This window comes from Micromonospora sp. FIMYZ51 (genome assembly GCF_038246755.1).
Taxonomy (GTDB): domain Bacteria; phylum Actinomycetota; class Actinomycetes; order Mycobacteriales; family Micromonosporaceae; genus Micromonospora.
In genome coordinates, this window is sequence record NZ_CP134706.1 from 2,726,362 (window position 1) to 2,735,871 (window position 9,510).

At 73.3% G+C, this 9,510-nt stretch carries 2 protein-coding genes; both read left to right on the forward strand.

Annotated features, from left to right (window positions below; translation table 11 throughout):
- Positions 1-2: 2 nt before the first annotated feature.
- Positions 3-1,127: a DUF6421 family protein gene (locus QQG74_RS13125; protein ID WP_341720550.1), complete on the forward strand. Its 1,125-nt coding sequence runs from the start codon at positions 3-5 to the stop codon at positions 1,125-1,127.
- Between the two features lie 56 nt (positions 1,128-1,183).
- Positions 1,184-9,508: a type I polyketide synthase gene (locus tag QQG74_RS13130; protein WP_341720551.1), complete on the forward strand. Its 8,325-nt coding sequence runs from the start codon at positions 1,184-1,186 to the stop codon at positions 9,506-9,508.
- Positions 9,509-9,510: the final 2 nt, after the last annotated feature.

The window sequence follows — 9,510 nt, forward strand, 5'->3', positions numbered from 1 at the left end:
CGATGTCCCACGACGACACCGAATCCGAGGTCATCGATGAGGTCAACGCCATCCGGGAAAAGATCGCCGGATCGCGGGGATCCTTCCGCGACCAACACTTCCTGGACCAGCTTGCCCAGCAGATCGCGGACGCGCCGCACCTGGGCCGCCTGACGATCGCTCAGGCGTTGGTCGACGACCTGCGCGGCTACGCCGCCACGCCACGGCTCGCCGCGGTCAAGGAACACATAAACGAGGGGCGCGACCAGCGGATCTTCTCGCTGTTCGACGCGTCCTACTTCCCGTCGCTGTCACTTGACTACCTGACCTACGAGACGCTGCCGACGAACCCGCACCTGGCCACCCGCTACGCCAGCCCCACCATGCCGGTGAACATCACCTCCGGCTCGACGGGGTTCGACTCGCGCGTCGTGGTGGCGCTGTTCCCGGAGAACCACATCGACGGCATCCAGCAGGGCGATGACCTGATCTTCTACTTCATCAACAAGTTCGTCGAGCGGCACAACCGGATCACCCGCAAGATGATCGACGCGGTGATGGGCGAAGGCAGCTTCCCGCTGCTGCGCGGTGTCGACGACCGCACGGTCGAGCAGGCTTCCTCCTGGTGGGTACGCCTGCACGAGTACCACCACCGGCAGGGGGACATGCCGATCCCCGAGTACCTGCCGATCAAGAAGCTGAAGCCGCTGGCGGGCCTGGAGGAGCTGCGCGTCGACGTCTCGGCGATGCTGGTCTGCCTCGACGATCCGCACCTGCCCGCCGAGCAGGCGCGGCTGGCGTACGAGTACATCCTCGCCGAGCGGCTGCTGCGCTACGCGGTGGAGGGCATCCCGCGCCCCAACTACGACGCCGTCGCCTCGCAGCTGCTCTTCAACTACCTGTCCGGCCACGGCGGCATCGAGCTGCGCGGCGGCCTGATCCACGTCCATCCGCGGTTGCCCGCCGTGCTGGCGCAGTTCCTCGGTGAGATCGAGCGCATCGAGCAGCGGGTGCACACCAAACCGGCGGAGGAGGTGCAGCAGGACCTGTTCGCCTTCACCAACCAGTACACCGACTACGACCCGGACGCGAAGGACTACCGCCACATCCCGTTCTTCGCCGAGGTCAAGCAACGCCTGGGCGTCTGACCCGGCGTACCTCCACCTCGACGAGCCCGAGCCGGCCCGACCGGAGAGGAACTGACATGCCCGCGAGTCGTCCGAGCGAGCAGGCGATCGCCGTCGTCGGCATGTCCTGCCGCGTGCCGGGCGCCGACGACCTCGACGCCTTCTGGCGGCTGTTGCGCGACGGCGTCGACGCGATCGGCGACCTGCCGCCGGGCCGGTGGGACCTCGACGACACCGTCGAGGTCGCCGGGCTGCGCCGGGGCGGATTCCTGGCCGGGGTCGCCGACTTCGACCCCGGATTCTTCGGCATCTCGCCGCGCGAGGCCGTGGCCATGGACCCACGGCAGCGGCTGTCCCTGGAGTTGAGCTGGACCGCGCTGGAGCATGCCGGGGTGGCGCCGGCGGGACTGCGCGGCGGCTCGGCCGCGGTGTTCCTCGGTGCCGCAGGCGATGACTACGCCGCTCTCGTGCACCGGCACGGTGACGCCGCGGTGTCGCACCACTCGCTGACCGGGCTGAGTCGCGCCGTCATCGCCAACCGCGTCTCCTACCACCTCGGCCTGCGCGGACCCAGCCTCACCGTGGACGCGGCGCAGTCGTCCTCCCTGGTCGCCGTGCACCTGGCTGCGGAGAGCCTGCGGTCGGGCGCGGTTCGGCTGGCGCTTGCCGGCGGCGTACACCTGAATGTGACGCCGGACAGCACACTTGCCTTCGCCCGCGCCGGTGCGCTCTCCCCCGACGGCCGCTGTCACGTCTTCGACGCCCGCGCCAACGGCACCGTCCGGGGGGAGGGCGGCGGGGTGGTCGTGCTCAAGCGCCTGGCCGACGCCCTCGCGGACGGTGACCGGATCCACGGCGTCCTGCTCGGCAGTGCGGTAAACAACGACGGCGGCGGTGCCGGCCTCACCGTCCCCGACGGCGACGCGCAGCGCGAGCTGCTGCGCGATGCCTGCGCGCAGGCCGGGGTGGACCCGGCGCAGGTGAGCTACGTCGAGCTGCACGGCACCGGGACCAGGGCCGGGGACCCGGTTGAGGCGCAGGCGCTCGGCTCGGTGTTCGGTCTCGGCCGCCCCGAGGAGCAGCCTCTGCTGGTCGGCTCGGTGAAGACAAACATCGGGCACCTCGACGCCGCCGCCGGGGTGATCGGATTGATCAAGGTGCTTCTGTCGCTCGGCCACGGCGCCCTACCGGCGAGCCTGCACTACCGTGAGCCGAACCCGGCGATCCCGATGGACCGCCTGCGGCTGCGCGTCAACGACACGACCTCGCCGTGGCCGGACGGCCGCCGGCTGGCGGGCGTCAGCTCGTTCGGCGTGGGCGGCACGAACTGCCACGTGGTGGTCGGGGCGGCCCCGGCCGTGACCCGGCCGCACCTTGCCGGGCCCGCGAACGACGATCCGACCGCGCCGGTGCCGGTGCTGGTGTCGGGTCACACGCCGGCGGCGCTGCGGGCCCAAGCCGCGCGGCTGCGGGACTGGGTGGCCGCCGACAGCGGCCTGCGCCCGGCCGACGTCGGGTACGCGACGGTCACCACCCGTTCGGTGCTGGAGCACCGTGGCGTCGTGGTCGCCACGGAGCGCGCCGAGTTGCTGGCCGGTCTGGCCGCGCTCGCGGCGGGCGAGCCGTCGCCACACGTGGTCGAGGGTACGGCGGGCCCGGTCGGGGACGTGGTGTGGATGTTCCCCGGCCAGGGCCCGCAGTGGGCGGGGATGGCCCTGGCGTTGTGGGATTCCCTGCCGCTGTTCGCCGCGCCGATGGATGCGTGCGCCCGGCTGCTGGACGGGCTGGTCGACTGGTCGCTGCGCGAGGTGCTCGCCGACGAGGCCGCCCTGCGCCGCATGGACGTCATGCAGCCCGCGCTGTTCGCGGTGCAGGTCTGCCTGGCGCAGGTCTGGCGCGCCGTCGGCCTGCGGCCGGCGGCCGTGGTGGGCCACTCCCAGGGCGAGATGACGGCGGCCTGCGCGGCCGGCATCGTGTCCGTGGAAGACGCGCTGCGGTTCCTGGTCGAACGCAGCCGGGCCATCGTCGCGCGGCTGTCCGGCCACGGCGCGATGGCCCTGCTGGCGATGCCCGTGGCCGACGTCGACCAGACCCGGGTCGCGATCGGTGCGGTGAACGCCCCGAACGCGGTGGTGGTGTCCGGCGCGGTCGAGGCCGTCCGGGAGACGATTGCCGAACACGCGGCGCGCGGCGTGCGCACCCGCCTGGTCCCCATCGACTACGCCTCGCACTCGCCGCAGGTGGAGGTGATCCGCGACGAGGTGCTGCGCGCCGCAGCGAAGGTCACCACCCGCGACGGCGAGGCCGCCTTCTACTCCACCGTGACCGGCGGCCCGTTGCCCGCGCCCGCGCTGGACGCCGAGTACTGGTACCGCAACCTGCGGGAGCGGGTGCGGCTGGAGGAGGCCGTCCGCGCCCTGGCGGACGCCGGACACGGCGTGTTCGTCGAGGCCAGCCCGCACCCGGTGCTGACCGGGCCGGTGCGCGAGACGCTGGCCGGGGAGCGTGCCGTCGTACAGGGCACCCTGCGCCGTGGCGACGGCGGGCTGCGGCGGCTGCTGCTGTCCCTGGCGGAGCTGCACGTCCAGGGCGTCGCCGTGGACCTGCGGCCGATGTTCGATGGCACCGGCGCGCACGCCGTGCAGCTGCCCACCTACGCCTTCCAACGGCAGCCATACTGGATCTCCACCGATGCCGGTGCGCCGCGTCGCACGGCGGAACCGGCGGGGCCCGTCGGGCCACAGCCGGAGTCCGGTGCCGCCGCGCGCGACGGCGCGGCTCCCGCCGGTGCCGGGCAGTCGCCCCGGGACCTGCACGTCCTGGTACGCGCCCAAGCGGCGGCCGTGCTCGGGCACGGCGACCCGACCGCGATCACGGTCGACCGCACCTTCCAGGAGCTCGGCTTCGACTCGGTGACGTCAGTGGAGCTGAGCACGAGGCTCGGCCACGCGACAGGGCTGGAGCTGCCGGCCACCCTGCTCTACGACCACCCCACTCCCGCCGCCCTCGTCCGGCACCTCGACCGCGAGCTCACCGGGCAGGCCGAGCCGGTGCACCGGACCGATACCGGCCCCCGCGCCGACGACGACCCGATCGTGATCGTGGGCATGGCCTGTCGCTTCCCGGGCGGGGTGGCCTCGCCCGAGGACCTGTGGCGGGTGGTGCACGACGAGATCGACGCCATCGGCCCCTTCCCGGAGGACCGCGGCTGGAGCCTCGACCCGGCGGAGACCGGGCAGGTACGCAGCGGCGGCTTCCTCACCGGCGCGCTGGACTTCGACGCCGATCTCTTCCGGATCAGCCCGCGCGAGGCGCGCGCGATGGACCCGCAGCAGCGGCTCCTGCTGGAGGTTTCCTGGGAGGCGCTGGAACGGGCGGGAATCGCGCCGACGTCGCTGCGCGGCAGCCGGACCGCAGTCCACCTCGGTGTCATGCCCCAGGATTACGTCCCCCCGCTACACGAGGCGTCGGAGAGCTTCGCCGGGTACGCGCTGACCGGCGGATCGCCGAGTGTGGCGTCGGGTCGGGTGGCGTACACGCTTGGTCTGGAGGGGCCGGCGGTGACGGTGGATACGGCGTGTTCGTCGTCGTTGGTGGCGCTGCACCTGGCGGCGCAGTCGCTGCGGGCGGGTGAGTGCTCGTTGGCGCTTGCCGGCGGGGCCACGGTCATGTCGACCGCCGGGATGTTCGTGGAGTTTTCGCGGCAGGGTGGGTTGTCGGCCGATGGGCGGTGTAAGGCGTTTTCGGCGGGGGCGGATGGGACGGGTTGGGGTGAGGGTGTGGGGGTGGTGGTGTTGGAGCGGTTGTCGGATGCGGTGGCGGCGGGGCGTCGGGTGTTGGCGGTGTTGGCGGGTTCGGCGGTGAATTCGGATGGTGCGTCGAGTGGGTTGACGGCGCCGAGTGGTCCGTCGCAGCAGCGGGTGATTCGGGATGCGTTGTTCTCGGCGGGGGTGTCTGCGGTGGAGGTGGATGTGGTGGAGGCGCATGGGACGGGGACGGTGTTGGGGGATCCGATTGAGGCGCAGGCGTTGTTGGGGGTGTATGGGCGGGGGCGGTCGGAGCCGTTGTGGTTGGGGTCGTTGAAGTCGAATGTGGGGCATGCGCAGGCGGCGGCGGGTGTGGGTGGTGTGATCAAGATGGTGGAGGCGTTGCGGTGGGGGGTGTTGCCGGCGTCGTTGCATGTGGGTGAGCCGTCGGGGTTGGTGGATTGGTCGTCGGGTGGGGTGCGGTTGTTGTTGTCGCGGCGGTTGTGGCCGGTGGTGGGTCGGGTGCGGCGGGCGGGGGTGTCGGCGTTTGGGATCAGTGGGACGAACGCGCACGTGATCCTGGAGCAGGCACCGGAGGCGGACGGTGTGCCGGAGGTGGGCGGTGGGCCGGAGGTGGGCGGTGTGCCGGTGGTGGGGTCGGCGTCCGGTGGGGAGTTCGGGCCGGTGGCGGTGGTGGTGTCGGGGGCGTCTGAGGGGGCGTTGTGGGCGCAGGCGGGTCGGTTGCGGGAGTGGGTGGTGGCGGGTTCGGGTTTGCGGGTGGTGGATGTGGGTTGGTCGTCGGTGGTGTCGCGGTCGGTGTTGGGGCATCGGGGTGTGGTGGTGGCGGCTGGTCGGGATGAGTTGGTGGCGGGGTTGGGGGAGTTGTCGGTTGGGGTGGGGTCGCAGGGTGTGGTGGTGGGTGCGGATCGTGGTGTGGATGGTCGGGTGGTGTTCGTGTTTCCGGGTCAGGGTTCGCAGTGGGCGGGGATGGCGGTGGGCCTGCTGGACACCTCACCCGCCTTCGCGCAGTGCTTCGCCGAGTGCGCCACGGCCCTGACCGCGTTCGTGGACTGGGATCCGGAGGCGGTGCTGCGGCAGGCACCGGACGCGCCAGGTCTGGACCGGGTCGACGTGGTCCAGCCGGTCTCCTGGGCGGTGATGGTCTCCCTGGCGGCGCTGTGGCGGTGGTACGGCGTCGAGCCGGCGGCCGTCGTCGGGCACTCGCAGGGCGAGATCGCCGCCGCCTGCGTGGCCGGCGCGCTGTCCCTGGCCGACGCGGCGCGCGTGGTCGCGCTGCGGTCGCAGGCGATCGCGCGGAAGCTGGCCGGCGATGGCGGGATGATGTCGGTGGCGCTGCCCGCCGCGGACCTGACGCCCCGCCTGGCGGCCTGGTCGGGCCGGCTCGAGGTCGCGGCGTTGAACGGCCCGTCGGCCACCGTCGTCGCCGGGGAGCCGGCCGCCCTCGACGAACTGCTGGCCCAGTGCGAGGCCGAGCAGGTGCGGGCCCGCCGGATCCCGGTCGACTACGCCTCACACACCTCCCAGGTGGCCCGCATCGAGGACGACCTGGCCCGTGCGCTCGCGGACGTGCGTCCGGCGCCCGCACGGATGCCGTTCTTCTCCACCGTGGAGCGGAACTGGTGCAACGACGGGCAGCAGGACGCGGGCTACTGGTTCCGCAACCTGCGGCAGACCGTGCACTTCCACGCCGCCGTGGAGGCACTGGCTGAGCAGGGATACGACACGTTCCTGGAGGTCAGCTCGCACCCGGTGCTCACCATGAACGTCGAGGAGATCCTGGAGAGCCGGCCCGGGGCGCGACAGTCGCTTGTCGGCGCGACGCTGCGCCGCGACGAGGGCGGGCTGGACCGCTTCCTGGTCTCCGTGGCGCAGCTCTGGGTCGCCGGGCTCGCCGTCGACTGGACCAGGGCGTACGCCGGCACCGACGCGTCCCGCGTGGACCTGCCGACGTACGCCTTCCAGCGGCGGCGGCACTGGGTGCACCCCGGCGCGGACCGGCCGCTGCTCGGCTCGGCCGTGGAACTCGCCGACGGCGAGGGGCTCGTCTTCACCGAACGGATCTCGCTGCGGACCCGGCCCTGGCTGACCGACCACCGGGTGCTCGGCCAGGTGTTCGTGCCGGGCACCGCGCTGCTGGAGATGGCGTTGCGCGTCGGCGACGCCGTGGACGAGCTGACCCTGCACACCCCGCTGGTGCTGCCGGAACGTGGCGAGGTCGAGGTGCAGCTGTCGGCCTCCGCGCCGGACGAGTCCGGTCGGCGCGCGATCCGGATCCACAGCCGGGTGTGTGACGAGGCCGACCGCGGCTGGCAGCTGCACGCCACCGGGCAGGTCGCCCCGGGCGCACCGGCCGGTGCCGCGCTGGTGCTGCCGGAGTGGCCGCCGGCCACGGCGACACCGGTCGACCCCGTCGACTGGTACGAGGAGTTGGCCCGCCGGGGCCTGGACTACGGTCCGGCGTTCCGCAACCTGCGTGCCGTCTGGCGACACGGCGACGACCTGTTCGTCGAGGTCGCACTTACCGACGAGACCGGCCCGTTCCAGGTGCACCCGGCCCTGCTTGATGCGGTGCTCCACCCACTCGTGCAGGCGGCCGGCACCGGCCCGGTCGTGCCGTTCTCCTGGGCCGGCGTGCGACTGACCCGACCCGGGGCGGCACAGCTGCGCGTCCGGGTGAGCATGCGCGGCGAGCACCGGGCGGCGCTGCTCGCCGCCGACGCCGCCGGCGTCGAGGTGCTCTCGGTGGAGTCGCTGACCCTGCGTCCGCTGGACGCCCGCCGCACCGACCCCCGGCTGTTCCAGCTGGAGTGGCGGGAGGTCGATGGCACCGAGGTCGCGGCGGACGCACCGACCGAGGTCCTGCGGGTCGAGCCGAGCGCGGCGGAGGACCTGCCCGAGGCCGTCCACGCGACCGCAGCGGCCGTGCTGCGCGACGTGCGCAACTGGCTCGGCGGGAACGCCGACGGCCCGGGACGGCTGGTCGTCCAGACCCGACACGCCGTCGCGGTCACACCGGACGACGATGTCGACCTCGCCGCCGCCGCGATCTGGGGACTGGTACGCGCGGCGCAGACCGAACACCCCGGTCGCATCGTCCTGGTGGACCTCGACCACCACCACCCACCGGCGCTCGGGAACAACGTTTCGGTCGCGAGCGGACCGGACGGCCCGCCGACCGCCGCACCGCCGGTGTCCGGCGCGCTGAGTCGTGCCCTCGCCACCGGGGAGCCGCAACTCGCCCTGCGCCGCGGACGGCTGCTCGTTCCCCGGCTGGCCCGCGGCTCGGTTCCCGCGCCGCCACCCGAGGGGAGCATCGCCGGCCCGGACGAAACCGTGCTGATCACGGGCGGGACCGGCGGCCTCGGCGCGACCGTGGCACGGCACCTGGTGCACCGGCACGGCGTACGGAGTCTGCTGCTGCTCAGCCGCAGCGGACCGACCGCCGACGGGGTGGACAAGCTGGTGGCGGAGCTGACCGAGGCGGGAGCCCGGGTCACCGTGACCGCGTGCGACGTGACCGACCGCGCGGCCCTGGCCGCCGTCCTCGCCGCGGTTCCCGCCACCGCGCCACTGCGGGCCGTGGTGCACACCGCGGGCGTGCTGCGGGACGCCACGGTGCAGTCCCTGACCGCCGAGCAGCTGCATCCGGTACTCGCGACGAAGGTGGACGCGGCCTGGCACCTGCACGAGCTGACCGCGGAACGTGAGCTGTCGGCATTCGTGCTGTTCTCGTCGGTCTCGGCCACGATCGGGCTGGCCGGGCAGGCGAACTACGCGGCCGGCAACGCCTTCCTCGACGCGCTCGCTGCGCACCGGCACCGGCGAGGGCTGCCCGCGGTGGCGCTGGGCTGGGGGCTGTGGGAGCAGCGCACGGGCCTCACCGCGACGCTCGGCGCGGCCGACTTGCAGCGGATGCGGCGCAGCGGACTGCGACCGTTGGCGACGGACGACGCGCTGGCCCTGTTCGATCTCGTGACCGGCGCGGACCGGCCGCACCTGGTGCCCGCCTGGCTCGACCCGTCCGAGCTGCCCGGCGACGAAGCGCCGGCGCTGCTGCGTGGACTGGCCCGGCCCGGGGCCGCCCGCGCCGTCCCGGCGCGGGTGGACGCGCCTGCACTGCGAGACCGGCTACGGGTGATGGCCGAGCACGATCGGGAGCCAACGCTGCGACGTCTCGTCCAGGTCGAGATCGCGACGGTGCTGGGACGGTCCGGCCCCGGCGACGTACCGCCTGAGCGTGGCTTCACCGATCTGGGCTTCACCTCGCTTACCGCGCTGGAGCTGCGCGGACGGCTCGCCACACTCACCGGGCTCACCCTGCCCGCCACCGTGATCTTCGACCACCCGAGCACCGCCGCCATGGCCCGTTACCTGCTGGACCGTCTCGACCCGCGCCCGGCGCGAGGCGACACGCCGGACGTGCCGCCCGTGCTCGCCGAGCTGGACCGGCTGGCGGCGACAGTCACCGCCGTCGCCGACGACCGGCTGCGCCGGGACGTCACCGACCGGCTCTGGCAACTGCTCGCGACGCTGCCGCCCGCAGCCGCGGCGGAGCCGGTGTACGACCGCGAGGTCGCCGACGCGGGCGCGGACGAACTATTTGCCCTGATCGACGAAGAGCTGGGAAGGCCCTGACC

Excerpts from the sequence above, each read along its gene's own strand:
- QQG74_RS13125 (WP_341720550.1), top strand. The coding sequence starts at position 3 with ATGTCCCACGACGACACCGAATCCGAGGTCATCGATGAGGTCAACGCC.
- QQG74_RS13130 (WP_341720551.1), top strand. The coding sequence starts at position 1,184 with ATGCCCGCGAGTCGTCCGAGCGAGCAGGCGATCGCCGTCGTCGGCATG.